The sequence below is a fragment of the Amycolatopsis thermalba genome (assembly GCF_023376025.1).
In the GTDB taxonomy this organism is placed as follows: Bacteria; Actinomycetota; Actinomycetes; order Mycobacteriales; family Pseudonocardiaceae; genus Amycolatopsis_E; species Amycolatopsis_E thermalba.
Genome location: NZ_CP091196.1, coordinates 2,222,614 through 2,239,459 on the forward strand (window position 1 = coordinate 2,222,614; position 16,846 = coordinate 2,239,459).

Annotated in this window: 13 protein-coding genes; 7 read left to right on the top strand and 6 right to left on the bottom strand. The window is 72.5% G+C overall.

The window, feature by feature from the left end; all coding sequences use genetic code 11:
* Nucleotides 1–28 precede the first annotated feature (28 nt).
* Nucleotides 29–748, top strand: coding sequence for a PIG-L deacetylase family protein (locus L1857_RS10985; protein WP_094007898.1), 720 nt, complete (start codon nucleotides 29–31; stop codon nucleotides 746–748).
* Here the strand turns inward: L1857_RS10985 and L1857_RS10990 are convergent.
* The 3 genes from L1857_RS10990 to L1857_RS11000 all read right to left on the bottom strand — a co-directional run bounded on the left by L1857_RS10990 (nucleotide 745) and on the right by L1857_RS11000 (nucleotide 4,042).
* Nucleotides 745–1,341, bottom strand: a complete 597-nt coding sequence (locus L1857_RS10990; RefSeq protein ID WP_116111283.1) for a dihydrofolate reductase family protein — start codon at nucleotides 1,339–1,341, stop codon at nucleotides 745–747. The two genes, L1857_RS10985 and L1857_RS10990, sit on opposite strands and share 4 nt — an antisense overlap.
* A 169-nt stretch (nucleotides 1,342–1,510) precedes the next feature.
* The gene (locus L1857_RS10995; RefSeq protein ID WP_094007900.1) at nucleotides 1,511–2,893 is read right to left on the bottom strand and encodes a DEAD/DEAH box helicase; all 1,383 of its coding nucleotides are present in this window, start codon (nucleotides 2,891–2,893) and stop codon (nucleotides 1,511–1,513) included.
* Between the two features lie 213 nt (nucleotides 2,894–3,106).
* Nucleotides 3,107–4,042 (bottom strand): serine protein kinase RIO, encoded by a 936-nt coding sequence (locus L1857_RS11000; RefSeq protein WP_116111285.1) that lies wholly within the window; start codon nucleotides 4,040–4,042, stop codon nucleotides 3,107–3,109.
* A 208-nt stretch (nucleotides 4,043–4,250) separates the two neighbouring features.
* On the opposite strand from L1857_RS11000, the gene L1857_RS11005 reads away from it, so the two are divergent.
* A complete protein-coding gene (locus L1857_RS11005) occupies nucleotides 4,251–5,336 on the top strand; it encodes an NAD(P)/FAD-dependent oxidoreductase (RefSeq protein WP_249464955.1) in 1,086 nt (361 codons plus the stop codon).
* Here L1857_RS11005 and yaaA read toward each other — a convergent pair.
* Nucleotides 5,323–6,054, bottom strand: a complete 732-nt coding sequence (gene yaaA / locus L1857_RS11010) for a peroxide stress protein YaaA (protein WP_094007903.1) — start codon at nucleotides 6,052–6,054, stop codon at nucleotides 5,323–5,325. The genes L1857_RS11005 and yaaA overlap by 14 nt on opposite strands.
* A gap of 69 nt (nucleotides 6,055–6,123) precedes the next feature.
* Between yaaA and L1857_RS11015 the strand changes: the two genes are divergently transcribed.
* Together L1857_RS11015 and L1857_RS11020 are read left to right on the top strand one after the other, a co-directional pair.
* The gene (locus tag L1857_RS11015) at nucleotides 6,124–7,065 is read left to right on the top strand and encodes a GNAT family N-acetyltransferase (RefSeq protein WP_094007904.1); all 942 of its coding nucleotides are present in this window, start codon (nucleotides 6,124–6,126) and stop codon (nucleotides 7,063–7,065) included.
* Between the two features lie 54 nt (nucleotides 7,066–7,119).
* Entirely contained in the window at nucleotides 7,120–8,295 is a 1,176-nt protein-coding gene (locus L1857_RS11020; RefSeq protein ID WP_205413290.1) for an FAD-dependent monooxygenase, read from the top strand.
* A 485-nt stretch (nucleotides 8,296–8,780) separates the two neighbouring features.
* Here the strand turns inward: L1857_RS11020 and L1857_RS11025 are convergent, their stop codons facing one another.
* The gene (locus L1857_RS11025) at nucleotides 8,781–11,924 is read right to left on the bottom strand and encodes an AfsR/SARP family transcriptional regulator (protein WP_240323249.1); all 3,144 of its coding nucleotides are present in this window, start codon (nucleotides 11,922–11,924) and stop codon (nucleotides 8,781–8,783) included.
* A 77-nt stretch (nucleotides 11,925–12,001) separates the two neighbouring features.
* Here L1857_RS11025 and L1857_RS11030 point away from each other — a divergent pair, with 77 nt between their 5' ends.
* The 3 genes from L1857_RS11030 (at nucleotide 12,002) to L1857_RS11040 (ending at nucleotide 15,768) form a co-directional block, all read left to right on the top strand.
* Nucleotides 12,002–12,739, top strand: coding sequence for a PP2C family protein-serine/threonine phosphatase (locus L1857_RS11030; protein ID WP_094007906.1), 738 nt, complete (start codon nucleotides 12,002–12,004; stop codon nucleotides 12,737–12,739).
* A gap of 509 nt (nucleotides 12,740–13,248) precedes the next feature.
* A complete protein-coding gene (locus L1857_RS11035; RefSeq protein ID WP_094007907.1) occupies nucleotides 13,249–13,761 on the top strand; it encodes a DUF2087 domain-containing protein in 513 nt (170 codons plus the stop codon).
* A gap of 183 nt (nucleotides 13,762–13,944) precedes the next feature.
* Complete coding sequence (locus L1857_RS11040) at nucleotides 13,945–15,768, top strand: glycoside hydrolase family 2 protein (RefSeq protein ID WP_116111288.1); 1,824 nt, start codon at nucleotides 13,945–13,947, stop codon at nucleotides 15,766–15,768.
* A gap of 606 nt (nucleotides 15,769–16,374) precedes the next feature.
* On the opposite strand, the gene L1857_RS11045 is transcribed toward L1857_RS11040, so the two are convergent.
* The gene (locus L1857_RS11045; RefSeq protein WP_094007909.1) at nucleotides 16,375–16,755 is read right to left on the bottom strand and encodes a peptidase inhibitor family I36 protein; all 381 of its coding nucleotides are present in this window, start codon (nucleotides 16,753–16,755) and stop codon (nucleotides 16,375–16,377) included.
* Nucleotides 16,756–16,846 lie beyond the last annotated feature (91 nt).

Sequence of the window (16,846 nt, forward strand, 5' to 3'; positions counted from 1 at the left end):
CGAGCCCGCGCTGGGCAGTGGAGGGGCCATGACCGACCCGAGACCGGCCGCGATGCCGGAGGACTGGAACCGGGCGCTCGCGGTGGTCGCGCACCCGGACGACCTGGAGTACGGCGCGGCCGGGGCGATCGCCCGGTGGACGGGCCAGGGGAAGTCGGTGGTGTACGTGCTCGCCTCGCGGGGCGAGGCCGGGATCGACAGCCTGCCGCCCGAGGAGGCCGGGCCACTGCGGACGCAGGAGCAGCTGGCCGCGGCCCGGGTCGTCGGGGTCGAGGAGGTCGAGTTCCTGGACCACCCGGACGGCCTGATCGAGAACGGGATCCCGTTGCGGCGGGACATCGCGGCGGCGATCCGGCGGCACCGCCCGGAGCTGGTGGTGACGCTCAACCACCGCGAGTCGTTCCCCGGCGGCGGGTACAACATGGCCGACCACCGCAACGTCGGCGTGGCGACGCTGGACGCGGTCCGGGACGCGGCCAACCGCTGGCTGTTCCGCGACCTCGGGCTGGAGCCGTGGAGCGGCGTGCGGTGGGTGGCCGTGTGCGGCTCGCCGGTGCAGACCCACGCGGTGGACATCACGGACACCTTCGACGCGGCGGTCGCTTCGCTGCGGGAGCACAAGGCGTACCTGGCCGCGCTGGGCGGTGACATGGCCGAACCGGAGCCGTTCCTGCGCCAGTTCGCCGCCCAGGCCGGCGAGTCGTTCGGGGTGCCGCTGGCCTGCACGTTCGAGCTGTTCCCGATCTAGCGCCGGACGCGGTAGGTCACGTGGGTGGCCAGCGTGGTGGTGCGTGACGACACGGGTTCGAGGTCCAGGCTGGTCACACCGGCGAAGAGCCGGGCGCCGTCGCCGAGCACCGTCGGCGCGATGGTCAGCCGCAGCTCGTCGATCAGCCCGGCGTCCAGGTACTGGTCGATCGTCGCCGCACCGCCCATGATCGCCACGGACCGCTCACCCGCGGCGGCACGCGCCTGGTCGAGCGCCGGCTCGATGCCGTCGGTGACGAAGTGGAAGGTCGTGCCGCCCGCCATCTCGATCGGCTCCCGCGGGTAGTGGGTCAGCACGAAGACCGGCGCGTGGTACGGCGGCTCGTCACCCCACCAGCCGTGCCACCCGGGGTCGTCCCACTCGCCGCGGATCGGGCCCAACATGTTGCGTCCCATGATGTAGGCGCCGTGGCCGAGGATCGCGTCGCGCTCGGCCCGGTTCTCCTCCGCGGCTTCGAACATCCACCGGTGCAGCCGCTCACCGCCTTCGCCGAGCCCGAGCTCGCGGCTCTGGCGGGGACCGGCCAGGTAGCCGTCGACCGAGATGGTGGGGCTGCTGATCACCGTGCTCATCGCGGCTCTCCTGACTGAGTCGGTTCTGGGAATGCCGACCAACCTGTCAGTCGAGGTCCCGGGTGACAAGTGGTCATGGGGGAGCCGGCCGCCCCAAGCCGAGCGGAGCGCAGGAAAAAAACCGCCGCGACCCCGGGCTGGGATCGCGGCGGTTCTCGGTTTCAGCGCGTCAGCTGGCGGACGGCGTGCTGCGGCGCGGGCCGCGGCCCGGACGCCCCTGCCGGTAGCCGGCACCGTGCCCGCGGTCGCGGTCACCGTAGCCGTAACCGCCGCCCCGGCGCGGCCGCGGCGGCCCGCCGAAGCCACGCGAGCCGCCACCCCGGCGCGGGGCGGTGTCACGCGGCCGCTCCACGAACGGCACCCCGCTCGGCTCGCGAGCACCGGTGATGTCGGACAGCTTCGCGTCACCGGGCCGCACGACCAGCTGGTCGGCGCGCACGCCGGCCTTGTCGGTCATCCGGCGCACGGTGCGCCGCTGGTCCGGCGTGATCAGCGTGACCACGACACCCGACGCCCCGGCGCGCGCGGTGCGGCCGGCGCGGTGCAGGTAGTCCTTGTGGTCGGCCGCCGGGTCGACGTGCAGCACCAGGCTGACGTCGTCGACGTGGATGCCGCGCGCGGCGACGTCCGTGGCGACCAGCACCGTGGTGTGGCCCTCGCGGAAGTCCTGCAGGACCCGGTTGCGCTGGCCCTGCGACTTGCCGCCGTGCAGCGCACCGGCCCGCACACCGCGCTCACGCAGCCGGTCGGTCAACCGGTCCACGTGGTGCTTGGTGCGCACGAACATGATCGTGCGGCCCTCGCGGGCGCCGATCTCGGTGATCACCGTCTGCTTCTCCTGGCGCGAGACCTGGAACACGTAGTGGTCCATGGTGTCGACGCTGGCGGTGGCCGGCGCGACCGAGTGCTCGACCGGGTCGTGCATGTACCGGTTGACCAGCTGCCCGACGTCGCCGTCGAGCGTCGCGGAGAACAGCAGCCGCTGCCCGTCGCGCGGGGTCAGGTCCAGGATCTCCCGGACCTGGGGCAGGAAGCCCATGTCCGCCATCTGGTCGGCCTCGTCGATGGCGATGAACTGGACCTCGCTGAGGTCCGCGGTGCCCTGCCGGACGTGGTCGGACAGACGGCCCGGCGTGGCGATCAGCAGGTCGACGCCGCGGTGCAGCGCCTCGGCCTGCCGGGGGAAGGCCATCCCGCCGACGGCGGTCCGGCACCACAGGCCCAGCGCGCGGGCCAGCGGGGTGAGCGCGTCGCTGACCTGGAGGGCCAGCTCACGGGTGGGAACGAGGACCAGGCCGCGGGGCTTCCGCGACCGGGCCCTGCCGCCCTCGAGGCGGGCCAGCAGGGCCAGCCCGAAGGCGAGGGTCTTCCCGGACCCGGTCTGCGCCCGGCCGAGCACGTCGCGCCCGGCGAGCGCGTCCGGCAGGGTCGCCGACTGGATCGGGAAGGGTGCGTCGATGCCGGCCTTGCGCAGAGCCCCGAGCAGGGGCTCCGGCAGGTTCAGGTCGGCGAACGACTGCACGGTGGAAGTGGACTCAAGGGTGATGCTCACGCATTGCCTCTCGGACGTGGTGGTACGTCGCAAGGGAGGCCCGGTGTGCCTGCGCGCAGGCAGGCGAAAGACATGTTCGGCGGGCTTTCACAAGGACGAACCCGGCGCGGCTGCGCCATCGGTGGTTAGTGCCGCGTTCCAGGAAGGGGGCGACCCGAATTCACGTCGCCGGTCGCGGACTGTGATCAGACTACCTGAAGACCGTCCGGTACTTCACGCCAGCCCCGCCCGCTCCAGCAGGTCCCGAGCCAGGTCATCGGCTCCGACCTGCAATCCCCGCGCGGCAAACCACGCGGAGATGTTGTGGACGTCACGGGTGAGGTACTCCGCTCCTCTCGGATTGGCCACCACATCCACGACCTGTGGCAGATCGATGAGCACGATCCGGCCGTCGTGGACGAGGATGTTGTAGGCGGACAGGTCTCCGTGCGCGAGCCCCTCCGACGCCAGGACGTCGAGCGCCCCGACCGTCTGGAACCACAGTTCGCGTAGTTCCTCCGGTTCGGGCCGCAGCTGTGCCAGGCGTGGCGCCGCCGTGCCGTCGGGCTCTCCGATGAACTCCAGCAGGAGTTCCGTGCCGTCCCGCTGCACCGGGTACGGCACCGGCACGCCGATGGTCCACAAGCGACTGAGCGCGGCGAACTCGGCGACCGCCCACTGCTCGGCGATGAGATTGCGGCCGAACGAGGTCCGTTGTGCCATGGCCCGGTTCTCCCGGGACCGGCGCATGCGCCTGCCCTCGAGGTAACCGGAGTCGCGGTGGAACTGGCGGTGCTCGCTCAACCGGTAACGCTTCGCGGCGAGCAGGCATTCCCGGCTGCCGTCCGGCAGGCCGCGGCGCAGCAGGTGCACCTCGGCCTCCTTGCCGGTCTTGAGGACACCCAGCTCGGTGTCCACGGCGGCCAGTTCGGTGATCACCCAGGCCGGGTGCGGGCGTGGGCCGTGCTCGGCGCTGTCCCAGGTCGAGTAGCGGTCGGCGCCACCCGGGATCTCGGGTTCGGCGTAGCTGTCCTCGCGCAGGCGGGCCAGCCGCTCACGTTCGTCCTGCGTGAGGCGGCCGCTGCGGATCGGATTGAACTCGTCGTCGGACCGCGGGCGGCGACGACGGGAGCGCGGGGTGGGGTCTTCGGCGAAATCGTGCTGGCGCACTGGTGGGTCTCCATGGCTGAGGTGCCCCACCGGCGCCGTGATGATCAGGCGGGCGGGGCGGGTGGATGGGCGAGGAAGGCACGGCCCAGGACAACGACGGACACGACGCACCTCCCTTCTCCACCACCGGGCCCAGCGCACCGGCGTACGGGTGATCATGCCCGCGGCGGCGCTGCGGCCGCAACCGAATTACCGGCAGACTGGCGGCATGCGCGTGATCGTGATCGGCTCCGGCATCACCGGGGCGAGTACCGCCCACCAGCTCGCCCGCCGTGGCGCCGAGGTCGTCGTGGCCGACGCGGGCCGTCCGGGAGTGGCGACGGCCGCGGGCGCCGGGATCGTGTGCCCGTGGACCAGCCGCCGCGGCGACGACGAGTACCGCTTCGCCGCCGCGGCCGCGGCGTACTACCCGGAGCTGGTCGCGCAGCTGGCCGAGGACGGCGCGGGGGACACGTCGTTCGAGGTGGTCGGCGGGATGGTGGTGTCGGCGGACCCGGCCGAACTCGACGAGGCGTTCGCCCGGGTGAGTGAACGCGTGGCCGGGGAACCGGTGGCCGGCGAGGTGTCCCGGCTCGATCCGGCGCAGGCCCGCGAGCTGTTCCCCGCGCTCGCCCCCGGCCTGGCCGCGGTGCACGTCAGCGGCGGCGGCCGGGTGGACGGGCGGCGCATGCGGCAGGCGCTGCTGGACGCGGCAGTGACGCGGGGCGCCCGGATCGTCGAGGGCGCGGCGGAGCTGACCCGGCGCGGGGTGCGCGTCGCGGGGGAGGAGCTGGCGGCGGACAAGGTCGTCGTCGCGGCCGGGGCGTGGAGCGGTGAGCTGGTGCCGTCGGTGTCCGTGGCGCCGCAACGCGGACAGATCAGTCATTTCGAACTGCCCGGGGTGGACACCGCACGCTGGCCGGTCGTGCTGCCGGTGTCCAGCCACTACCTGCTGGCCTTCCCCGGCTCGCGGGTCGTCGCGGGCGCCACGCGCGAGACCGGTTCCGGGTTCGACCACCGGATCACCGCGGCCGGGCAGCGCGAGGTCCTGGACCACGCCCTGACGGTCGCACCGGGCCTGGCCGACGCGACGCTGCTGGAGACGAGGATCGGTTTCCGCCCCGCCTCGCCCGATGGCCTGCCGCTGCTCGGCGCGCTGGCGGAGCGTCCGGACGTGCTGGTCGCCACCGGGTTCGGTCCCGGCGGGCTCACCGTCGCGCCGTTCGCCGGGCGGCTCGTCGCGGGTCTCGCGCTCGGTGAGGAGGCGCCGGTCGACCTGACGCCCTACCGGCCGGAGCGGTTCACCGGTCGGTGATCAGCTCCAGTTCCTGCTCGCCCACCCGGTCGAGCGTGATGCCCGCGCGCTCGGCGGCGCCGATCAGGCCTTCCACTGTGGAGGGTTCGCGCGAGGCGGTCGCCAGCGCGGCGGCGAGCTTTCCCTTGTACGCCTTGTTGAAGTGGCTCACCGTCCGCCCGCTCGCGGTGACCACGCGCACCGTGATCGCGCGCGGGATGCGGGCCAGCGCGGCGTAGGCGCCCGAGCGCAGGTCGACGATCAGACCGTCCACTTCGGCCAGCGCGGGTTCCAGGACCGGGCGCCACAGCGAGCGCAGCGTGCCGAGGGCGGGCAGGGTCGTGCCGCCGGAGAGGCGATAGGCCGGGATGCGGTCGTCGCCGCGGGCGATGCCGAACAGGGCGGACGCGACGGCCAGCCTGCGGTCGGCCTTGGCCCGCGCGGCCGGGCGCAGGCCGCCGTAGTCGAGGGCGTCGTAGAGCACGCCGGTGTAGCGCTCCAGCGCGGGCAGGGTGGGTGCGCTCCAGAGCGCGGCGTTGCGGGCGACCTCTTCCTCCTGCCGCCCCGACAGCCCCAGCACGTTCAGGCTCTCCGGCACGTCTCCGGCCAGCTCGGCCAGTGCGTCGGCGAGCTTGCGCCGCAGCGGGTTCAGCTCGGGGAACGACAGCGCGTCCAGATCCAGCGGAGGGCCGTCCCCACCGGCGGCTTTGGTTTCCGAAGGAGGCAGCAGCACCAGCACGGCCAGCAGGGTAACCCGCGCCCGGGAAATCATTGGGGACGGGCCAGCGGCAGTGCCTACGCTGCGTGGATGACTGTGACTTGGCGCGCACTGCGACGCGACGATGCCGAAGCGGTGGCGGAGTTGTTCGCCGCGGGGGAGACGGTGGAGCCCACGGGGGAGGAGCACAGCGTCGCCGACATCGGGGAGAGCCTGGAGTCGCCGAATTCGCCCCTGCCCGACGCGGGCGTGGCCGTGGTGGAGGGCGACCGGCTGATCGCGTACGCGATGACGGCCCGGCGCACGGAAGCGGACCCGGTGCACCGCATGCGGGTGGAGTCGATGGTGCACCCGGACCACCGGAGCGACGCCCTCGGTGCGGAGTTGCTCCGGTGGTACGAGGAGGCGAGCGCGAAACTGCACGCGAAGGTGTTCCCGGGCGCGCCGCTGGAACTGCACGCCGCGGCGCACGAGAACCAGCGGTGGTACGCGTCGGTGCTGTGCCGGGGCGGGTACGAGGTGGTGCGCACCATCGCCGACATGGCCGCGGACCTGTCCGCGTTGCCGCCGATCGAGTCCACGGTCGAGCCGGTGCCGTACGAGGCGCGGTACGAGGAGGCGACCCGGCTCGCGCTCAACGAGGCGTTCCGGGAGCACTTCGCCAGCACGGCCTTGACGCCCGAGCTGTTCCGCCACTGGGTGACCGGCAGCGCGGGTTTCCAGCCGGACCTGTCGTTCCTGCTGCTCGACAGCGATCGGGTGATCGCGTTGGTGCTGTGCCTCGAGCGCGGTGCCGCCGACGGGGAGGTGGTGGTCGAGTACGTCGGCACGCTTCCGGAAGCGCGTGGCCGCGGTGCCGCCAGGAGCCTGGTCGCCGCCGCGTTGCGGGCGGCGCGCGCCCGCGGATACCGGCGTGCCGTGCTCGGCGTGGACAGCGAGAACCCCACCGGCGCGCAGCGCGTGTACGAGCGGTGCGGGTTCGTGGTGACCGGTCACTGGCACGTGCACGCGCGGCCGGTCAGCGGACGGTAAGCCGGCGGTCAGCGCTCCTCGCGAAGCTCGGGGCAACCGAGTGGAGGAGTCCCGATGAGCAAGACAGTGCTGATTTCCGGTGCGAGCATCGCCGGCCCGTCCGTGGCGTTCTGGCTGAACCGCCTGGGGTACTCGACGACCGTGGTCGAGCGGGCGCCCGCGCTGCGTGCGGGCGGGCAGGCGGTCGACTTCCGCGGCGAGCAGATGAAGGTGCTGCGGCGGATGGGGTTGCTGGAGGAGATCCGCGCGCACCAGACGGCGATGGGGGAGCAGCACATCCTGGACGCCTCCGGCCGGCGCGTGGCGAGCCTGCCGGCGTCGATGATCAGCGGTGAGGTGGAGATCCAGCGCGGCGACCTGAGCCGCGTGTTGTACGAAGCGACGAAGGACCGGACGGAGTACGTGTTCGGCGACTGGATCACGTCCCTGACCGAGACCGGTTCGGGTGTCGAGGTGACGTTCGCCCACGGCGCCCCGCGGACCGTGGACCTGGTGATCGGCGCGGACGGGCTGCATTCGGGTGTGCGGGCGCTGGCGTTCGGCCCGGAGTCGCGGTTCCGGACCGAGATGGGGTACGCGTGCGCGGGTTTCAGCGCGCCGAACCACCTGCGGCTGGACCACACCGGGTTGATCTACAACGTGCTCGGCCGGGGCGTGACGTACGCCGCGCAGGACCCGGACGGCCCGGCGAGCGTCGGTTTCGTCTTCGCGGCGGACGGCCTGAGCTACGACCGCAAGGACGAGGCCCAGGTGAAGAAGGTGATCGCGGAGGTCTACGCCGGGGTCGGCTGGGAGGTGCCGCGCCTGCTGGAGGGATTGCACGCCGCCACTGACCTGTACTTCGACGAGCTGGCGCACGTGTACCTGCCGCGCTACACGAGCGGCCGGGTGGCGTTGGTCGGCGACGCGGGATGGGGCGTGGGCCCGGGCGGCAGCGGAACGGGCCTGGCGATGATGGCGGCGTACGTACTGGCGGGCGAACTGTTCGCGGCGGCGGGCGACCACCGGCTGGCGTTCTCGCGGTACGAGGCGGCGGTACGCCCGGCCGCCGAGGCGGGTGCCAAGCAGGCCAAGGGAACCGGCCCGTTCCTGGCCCCGCGCACGGCGCGTGGGCTGTGGCTGCGGAACCAGTCGCACCGCATGCTGACGACCCGGATGTTCTCGGGAGTCTTCGACAGGATGACCCTGAAGGCGGCGAACACGCTGAAACTGAAGGACTACGGGATGTGAGGGTTGCCCGACGCGGCCGCCGGGCCCCAGCCGCGACGTACCCGGTTCAGGACGAGGCGACGGCCACGGTGGCAAGCATCGGCGCCGAGGTTCTTCCGAGCACCCCATGTCTGCCGCAGCGGGCATCCCTCGGCCGGGCGATCCCCGCCGCGCCGCCCGTCCACGGTTGCGTGGCCGGGCGGCGCCCGTCGTGTCCAGGTGTCCGGCCGGTCACCCCACCCGGTGGTCGTGTCCGTGGTCGGTCGGGCGAGCCTGGTGATCTCCTTGTAGGGCCGTGCCGTGCCGTGTTCGTAGGCGGTGGCGCAGGTGCCGGCGCCAGGAGCTTTTTCACCCGCTGCCCGCCCGGGGTCACCCCACCTGGCTCTCGTGTCCGTGGTCGGTCCGGGCGAGCCGGGTGATCTCCTTGTAGGGCCGTGCCGTGTTCGTAGGCGGTGGCGTAGGTGCCCCCGCCGCAGGAGGTTCTGCACCCCGCCGCCCGCCCGGGGTCACCCCACCGGGCTCTCGTGTCCGTGGTCGGTCCGGGCGAGCCTGGTGATGATCTCCTCGTAGCGCAGTGCCGCGCCGCGGTCGTAGGCCGTGGCGAAGGCGTCGGGGCCCAGCAGCTTCTGGCACCCCGCCGCCACGCCCGCCACGTCCTGGTCGCCCGGTCGCGCTGCGCCCCGCAGCGCTACCGCCATCCCCAGCTGCTCGGCCGCCCCCTCGGCGTCGCCGTCGAGCAGGGTCATCCCCGCCTGCCCCTCCAGCGCGTCCGCGATGCTGGAGCGGAAGTGCTGCGTCAGCGTGATGTCCAGCGCCTGCCGGTGCCGCGCCCGCGCCTCGGCCAGGTCGCCCGTCGCCTCGGCGAGCCGGCCCAGCGCGGTCAGGGTCTGCGCGCTCGCCGCGTCGCTCTGCCAATCCGCGCCCAGCGTGGCCAGCGCCCGCTCGTAGTGCTCCCGCGCACGCGCGAAGTCCCCGCGGTGCCGGGCCAGTTCGCCGAACCCGCGCTCGGTGAGGGCGAGCACGGTGGACGCCCCCGCGCGCCGTGCCAGGTCGGCCGCGCGGTGGTAGCCGGCTTCGGCGTCGGTCAGGTCACCGTCGCGCAGCAGCCGGTCCGACCGCCGCGCCCCCAGCTCGGCCAGCTCCTCCGTCGCGTTGAGCTGCCCGAGCAGGGCCATCGCCTCGTCGGTCAGCGCCAGCGACCGCTCCCGGTCACCGCGCAGGTCCGCGAGCTCGGCCAGCCCGTCGAGCACCTGCGCGGTACCCCAGCGGTCGCCGATTTCGCGGAACAGCTCGAGCGACTTGCCGAACGTCTCCTCCGCGCCCGGGGTGTCGCCGTTCAACAGCCGGATGTAGCTCGCCGAGAAGTGGTGCAGCGCCTGGAACCACGGATCCTCGTCGTCGAACATGGCCTGTTCCAGCTCGTTCGGCCGGCTCGCCGGATCCGGCGGCCCGGCGAACAGCGCCCAGTAGACGAGCAGGTACGGCTGACGCAGCGGCCACGCCAGCGACCGCATGATCGATTCGACGCGCCGCAGGTGCTCGTCCAGCCCCGGCGGTTCCGCGGGTGCGGCGTTGAGCACGCACAGTGCGTACTCCTCCGCCAGGCCGTCCGGCGGTTCCGCGCCGAGGTTGTCCAGCAGCCGCGCGGCCAGCGGCGCGATCTCCGTGCGCACGCCCAGCAGCCGCCAGTACGACGACAACGCGCCGACGAGCCGCAGCGCCAACCCGGTGTCCTCCTCGACCGCCCAGCGCAGCGCGCCGTGCAGGTTCGCTCGCTCGGCCGTCAGACGGGCGAGCCACTCGACCTGCTCGGTGCGGCGCAGGTGCGGGTCGGCGGTCTGGGCGAGAGCGAGGAAGTGCTCGGCGTGCGCGCGTGCCACCGCATCCCGTTCGCCCGATTCATCCAGCCTTTCACCGCTGAACGCCCGGATCGTCTCCAGCATCCGGTACCGGTCGCCGGACATCTCGAGGAGCGATTTGTCGACGAGGCTTTCCAGGAGGTCCTCGGTGTCCGGTTCGTACAGTCCACAGACGCCCGCGACCGCCTCCGCCGTGGCGCCGCCGGCGAAGATCGCGAAGCGCCGCACCAGGTCCTGCTCCTCCGGTTCGAGGAGGTCCCAGCTCCAGCCCACGACCGCGCGCAACGTCTGGTGCCGCGGCGCGGCGGTGCGGCTGCCCCTGGACAGCAGGCGGAACCTGTCGCCGAGACGGGCCTCGAGCTGATCCAGGGGCAGGGTCCGCAGGCGCGCCGCGGCCAGTTCGATGGCCAGGGGCAATCCGTCGAGCGCGGCGCAGATCCGCAGCACCCGCGCGGCCGAGTCGTCGTCGAGCCGGAAACCGGGGCGCACCGCGGCGGCCCGTTCGGTGAACAGCCGCACCGACTCGTAGCCGGTCGCCTCGGCCGCGCTGGTCGCCGGCGGAGGCGAAGCGAGCGGCGGCACGGCGCACAGGGCCTCGCCGGTGATTCCCAGGGGTTCGCGGCTGGTGGCGAGCACGCGCAGTCCGGGAGCCGACGAGAGGAGCCGGTGGACGAGCTTCGCGGCGTCGGTGATGACGTGCTCGCAGTTGTCGAGGATCAGCAGCATGCGGCGGTCGGTCAGCGCCACCTCGATGCGCGCGACCGGGTCCGGCGCGGCCCCGGCGGCGGGGAACAGACCGGTCTCCCGCAGGCCGAGCGCGGTGAGGACGGCTTGGGCGACGCTGGTGCCGCTGGTCACGGGTGACAGGTCCACGAAGCACACTTCGCCGTCGGCCCGGCCACCGGCCTCGATGGACAGACGGGTCTTCCCCGCGCCGCCGGGGCCGGTCAGGGTGACCAGGCGTCCGGTCGCGAGCAGGCCGGCGATGCGGGCCAGTTCCGGTTCGCGGCCGATGAAGCTGGTGAGCTGGGCGGGGAGCTTCGGCGGTTCGGGCACCGGTTCGGCGCGCAGCACGGCGAGGTGAGCGGCGGCGAGTTCCGGGGACGGGTCCGCCCCCAGTTCGTCGGCGAGCGTGCGGCGGGCGTCCTCGAAGACGGTGAGCGCCTCGGCGTGACGGCCGTTGGCGGCGAGCGCGCGCATGAGCAGGACGCGGGGCCGTTCGCGGAGGGGGTGGGCGGCGCACAGCTCGGTGAGTTCGTCGATCACCGCGCGGGATTCGCCGAGCGCGAGGTCGGCTTCCGCGCGGTCCTCGAGCGCGGTGGTGCGCAGCTCGTCGAGGCGTGCGGCCTGCGCTTCGGCGAAGGGGGCGTCGCGGATGTCGGCCAGCGCCGGGCCGCGCCAGAGGTCCAGCGCTTCGCGGAGCAGCTTCGCCGCGCGGGCGGGTTCGCCGCCGGTCAGGGCTTGACGGCCGTCGCGGGCGAGCCGGGTGAAGCGGTGCAGGTCGACGCGATCGGGTTCGACCGTGAGCCGGTAGCCGGCGGACTGGGACTCGATGCGTGCCCCGGCACCGAGCTTGCGGCGCAGGCGGGACACCTGGGCCTGCAGTGCGTTGGCCGCGTCGCCGGGTGGGGCGTCGCCGTAGAGGCCGTCGATGAGCCGGTCGGTGCCGACGACGCGACCGGCGTCGAGCAGCAGGAGGGCGAGGAGGGATCGCGGTCGTGGCCCGCCGACGGGCACGGGGTCGCCGGCCGCGGAGCGCGCCTCGACCGGACCCAGGACGGCGAACCACACCCGGTGATTGTGGCGCATGGCGCCTTGGACGGGGTGAGGCTGTGCCGTGGTTCGCGGCCCGCTGCTTTACTTCACGTATGGAACCTGGGCCGCTGACGATTTCCTACGCCGTGGCTTCCGACGTCGGACAGCGACGCGAAGCGAACGAGGACTCGGTCTACACGAGTCCGCGTCTGCTCGCCGTCGCCGACGGGATGGGTGGGCACGTCGCCGGTGAGGTCGCCAGTTCGGGCGCGGTCGCCGCGATCGCCGCCCTGGACGAGCGCCTCGAGGCCGAGTCCGCGAAGGCCGGCGTGGAGGCGCTGGCGGAAGCCGTTTCCGACGCGGGGCGCCGTCTGCGGGCGCTGGTCGAGGAGGACAGCCGGCTGCAGGGCATGGGGACCACGCTGACGGTCCTGGCGTGGGACGGGGCGTCGTTCGCGGTGGCTCACGTGGGCGACTCGCGGGCGTACCGGCTGCGCGAGGGTGAGCTGGTGCAGGTGACGCGGGACCACACGGTGGTGCAGGAGCTGGTGGACCAGGGGCGGATCTCGCCGGAGCTGGCGGTGAGCCACCCGCAGCGTTCGGTGCTCACCAGGGCGCTGCAGGGCGCCGGCGAGCCCGAGCCGGACCTCTTCGTCCTCGACACCCGAGCCGGCGACCGATACCTCATTTGTTCCGACGGCCTCTCGGACGTCGCGACGCCGGAGCAGCTGACGGAGGTGCTGACGACGGTGCCGGACCCGGAGGAGGCCGTGCAGAAGCTGGTCGAGCTGGCCAACGCCGGAGGCGGACCGGACAACATCAGCTGCATCGTGGCGGACGTCGCCGCCTGACGGCGGTTGCCCGGCGTCACTGTTCGCGGGCACTGGTTTGACACGCGGGGGTCGCTCGGCCGCTTTGCACTCTGGACGCTGATCGACCGCACTGAGCCCGGGACGCCGCTCGACCTGGAGATGCGGAACCCCGGCGAGGGGCCGCCATGGCCACAGTCGCTCTGTCGTGCCGCTGCCGGATGGCGATGAGCCGCGGGAGGTGCGCGAGCACGTGGCCGTGCCAGCCCCGCGCTCTTCCGAGGCCGGTGGGGCGTTCGCTGCCTGCGGGGACTGCGGCGGGCGCCCTCGCTGCCTGCGGAGACGGTGGCGGGCGCCCTCGCTGCCTGCGGAGACGGTGGCGGGCGCCCTCGCTGCCTGCTGCGACCGGCAGCCGGCGGTGTGTCTTCGCCGCCCGGCGGCGCGGGCAGGACCGGCCCCCGGTCCGTCGGCGGATCACGCACTCCCCCCAACCGGATCCGGATCTTGAAAACCGGTTCGCCGGTCGCTTGGCCGCAGGTACGGTCGAGGCCATGGCCTCACCGGAAGCGCTGGTCTCCGCGCTGGCGGACCCCGAACGTCTGATGCTCTTCGCCCGGATCTGCACCGCACCTGACGGGCTCCCGGTCGCCGACGACCGGCACACCGGCAAGCTCGCGAAGCGCCTCATCTCGGCCGGGATCGTCACGGTCAGCGAGAACCGCTACCGAGCCGTACCGGAAGCCTTCCGCGACTCGCTCGCCCGACCCCCGTCCGATCCGCTCGAAGCACTGTTCAACCACGGCCGGCTCACCGCGATCCCTCGTCCGGGCAAGCTTCGCCAGGCTCTGCTCTCGAAACTCGCCGAGCGGTTCGAGCCCGGACGTGTCTACACGGAGCCGGAGGTGCGCGAAAAGCTCGCCGCGATCCACGACGACCACGCCGCGCTTCGCCGTTACCTCGTTGACGAAGGCCTCCTCCAGCGCAGCAACGACGGCCGCGCATACGGCCGTCCAGCCGAAGCCCGCCCAGACGCGGAGACCGACGGAGAGCGTGCCCCTGCCTGAGAGCCCCGCGTCGTCCCTGGGAAGGGATGGCACGGGAGGTGGCGGCCACAGGCCTACCGGGGGATCACGGCGCGGCCGGGCGTCCTTTCTGCGCGGCGAACGGCCAACGCGGTTGTCACGGCGTCGAAGCGGGCAGTTCGTGGTGCGATGCTCAATCCTCCTTCCTGTCGTAGGGTTTTCGTCATGATCGCCGCCGACCCGGACCGTCTGTGCCCACGACCGCAACTCGTCCGGCCCGAGTGGTTCGACCTGAACGGCTCCTGGGGCTTCGCCTTCGACGACGACGATCGCGGCCTCGCCGGCCGATGGTTCGCCTCGGCCGATCCCTTCGACCGGACGATCACCGTTCCGTACCCGCCGGAGTCGGAACTCTCCGGCCTGCACGCGACCGAACCGCACACCGTCGTCTGGTACCGGCGCGAGTTCGACGCCCCGGCGATCCCCGACGGCCACCGGCTGATCCTGCACTTCGCCGCCGTGGACTACGCGGCTTCGGTGTGGGTCAACGGAATCCACCTGGGCAGCCACGAAGGCGGACAGACACCGTTCTCCTTCGACATCACCTCCGCTCTGCGGGCCACTGGTCCGCAAGTCGTCGTTCTCCGGGCCGAAGACCGGCCGGACGAAGGCACTCAGCCCCGGGGCAAGCAGGACTGGCACCCCGAGCCGCACGACATCTGGTACCACCGCACCACGGGGATCTGGCAGCCGGTGTGGGCGGAGGTCGTGCCGGCCCTGCACCTCCGCGAACTGCACTGGACGCCGGATCTCACCCGTGCGTCGGTCTCCTGCGAGGGCGAGCTGTCCGCGGCGCCGGGCGAGGCCGTCACGGTCCGCGTGGTGCTGCGGCACGGGGACGAGATCCTGGCCGAGCAGTCCGTGCGCGTCGACCGGCGGCGGTTCCGGTTCGACGTCGCCGTGCCCGCGCTGCGGCACGGTCAGGACCGGTCCCGCCTGCTGTGGTCTCCGGAGAACCCGGTACTGGTCGACGCCGCGGTGGAGCTGCACGCCGCCGAAGCGCCGTCCGACGCCGCATCGAGCTACCTGGGTCTGCGTGAGGTCGGGGTGACCGACGGTCGCTTCCTCCTCAATCACCTCCCGTACTACCCGCGAATGGTTCTGGAACAGGGCTACTGGCCGCAGTCACACCTCGCCGCGCCGGACGCGGTCGCGCTGCGCCGGGAAGTCGAGCTCATCAAGGAACTCGGGTTCACCGGTGTCCGGGTGCACCAGAAGGCCGAGGATCCGCGGTTCCTCTTCTGGTGCGACCGGCTCGGCCTGCTCGTCTGGGGCGAGACCGCGAACGCCTACGAGTTCGCGCCCGAAGCCGTCGAACGGCTGACCCGGGAGTGGCTGGAGATCCTGCGCCGGGACCGCAGCCACCCGTGCATCGTGACCTGGGTGCCGGTCAACGAGAGCTGGGGCGTTCCCGACATCGCCTCGGCACCCGCTCAAGCCCACTTCGTGCGATCTCTCTACCACCTCACCAAGAGTGTCGATCCCAGCCGTCCCGTCATCGGCAACGACGGCTGGGAGATCCCGGAAGCCGACATCGTCGGCGTGCACGACTACGCCCCGATGGGCGAGGCATTGTCCACTCGCTACGGCGACACCGACACGTTGCGCCGCACCCTGGCCGACGGACGGCCCGGCGGTCGCCGCCTCCTGCTCGACGACCTTGCCGAGGCCCGCGCCGTCATGCTCACCGAGTTCGGCGGCCTCTCCTACGTTCCCGCCGAGGACGAGAAGTGGTTCGGCTACTCGACCGTGGCCGACGAGGAGGAGCTGGTCGCCCGGCTGGACCAGCTCGTCACCGCCGTCCTGTCGTCCCCGGCACTCGCCGGCTTCTGCTACACCCAGCTGACCGACACCGAGCAGGAACGCAACGGACTGCTCACCGCCGACCGCACACCGAAGGTCGACCCGGCGCGGATCCAGGCCATCCTCACCCGCCCAGCGGCGGCCGTGCCTCCGGAGGAGCTGAACCCCTACCGGGAGCGCAGCTGACCGCGACTACATTGCCTGAACCAGACCGGAATCTCACCTCCACGGCACGGCAGTGGTCCCCAGTGTGCGGGGCCTGTGGCGAGCGGTAGGTCTTTCCCACCCCTGGCGGTTCCGGGAGGAGCTGAACCTCTACCGGGCCACAGCTGACCGTCGAGTTCCCACTGTGATCAGGACAGGGCCGACTACATTGCCTGAACCAGACGGAATCACCTCCACGGCAAGGCAGTGGACCCAGCGCGCGGGGTCCGCGGTGAACGGTAGGTCTTTCCCACCCTGGCGGCTCCGGAAGAGCGGAATCCCTACCGGGACCACAGTCGACCGTCGAGTTCCCACTGCGATCAGGCCAGGAGAGACCACGACCCGATCACGCCTGAACCGGACGGGAACTAGCCTCCGCTCCCAGGCAGCGGGCCACAGCGGGGTCCGTCAAACCTGACGACAGCGGCTCCGACATCTCAGCTGTGACCTGGGTGACCCGCGGGCGCGCCGTGTGCCTGCGCCGCGCCCGCGGGTGGGAACCGCGCGGTGCGGGTCCCGGACCGGCGTCCGCTCGGACTCACGTCCCCAGGAGCGAGCGGGCGCCGGCCCCGTCCGTGGGGATGCGGCCTAGTAATCCCAGATCTGGATGGCCCGCACGACGAACGGTGCGTGCGGTACGAACGTTCCGCCGCCCGGGTACGTGGTGAAGTCACCTTCGGTGGAGCAGTCCTCGCCCTGGTACACCGTCACTTCGCGCTCCAGCCGGTTCACGAAGGAACGTGCGTCACCGCTGAGCGGGATGCATTCACCCGGGTTGGCGGTGCGCAGGTCGAGGAACTGCACCGCCCCGCCGTAGAACTCCTCCGACCACGCGCAGAACTCGCCCTGCTCGCAGCCGTACCCCACGGGCGGCGCGGTTTCCGCCTCGGCGATGCCTCCCGCGGTCAGCAGTCCCAGCGCGGCCAGGACGAGCACTCTCGGCAGGTACGCGCGAACTTTCCCGAACATTTCTCATCTCCCCTGTGAGTGGGTTTTCCGCACTGCGCGGTTCCGGGATCCACAATGGCCGGTGCGGGAAAGCTTGTCAGCAGGGATTTCT